Genomic DNA, 508 nt, shown 5'->3' on the forward strand with positions numbered 1-508 from the left:
ACCGCCTTTCGGACCCATTCTGAAGCCGCTTCGCCTAATCCGGACGCAAACCGAAATGCACCGAAAGCCGACAGCATAACTGTCCGCTATTCCACAGATAACAGCGCCGTCCGTTCGTCCGTGCAGGAAGATTCCATTATTCTCTGCGGACAAGACGCATGCCTAGACTTGTTGGTAGCGCACGCTTCCGAAACCGGCACGATGATGCTTCGCTCCTATATGGGCTGCTATAATGCTTTGTACGCCATGTATCTGGGGAAAATAACCATCGCCGCTTCCCACCTATGGGACGGGGAATCAGACGTCTACAATTACCCCTATATCCGCCGCCTGCTTCCGGGTATTCCGGTCGGAGCGGTCCGCCTTGCGGGAAGAATGGCGGGATTATATGTGCGGGACGGAAATCCACTCGGCGTCACCGATTGGAAAGACGTAGCGCGTCCAAACGTTACCCTGATTAACCGTGAACGGGGCTGCGGCACGCGGATTTTGCTCGACCAAAAGCCCA

General features: G+C 55.5%; 1 protein-coding gene. It reads left to right on the forward strand.

The genetic code is table 11. The annotated features are described in order from the left end of the window. The coding region (locus tag AWU74_RS07890) for a substrate-binding domain-containing protein (protein WP_187150957.1) at nucleotides 1-508 on the forward strand (508 nt) is incomplete at both ends.

Source organism: Treponema endosymbiont of Eucomonympha sp. (assembly GCF_001028545.1).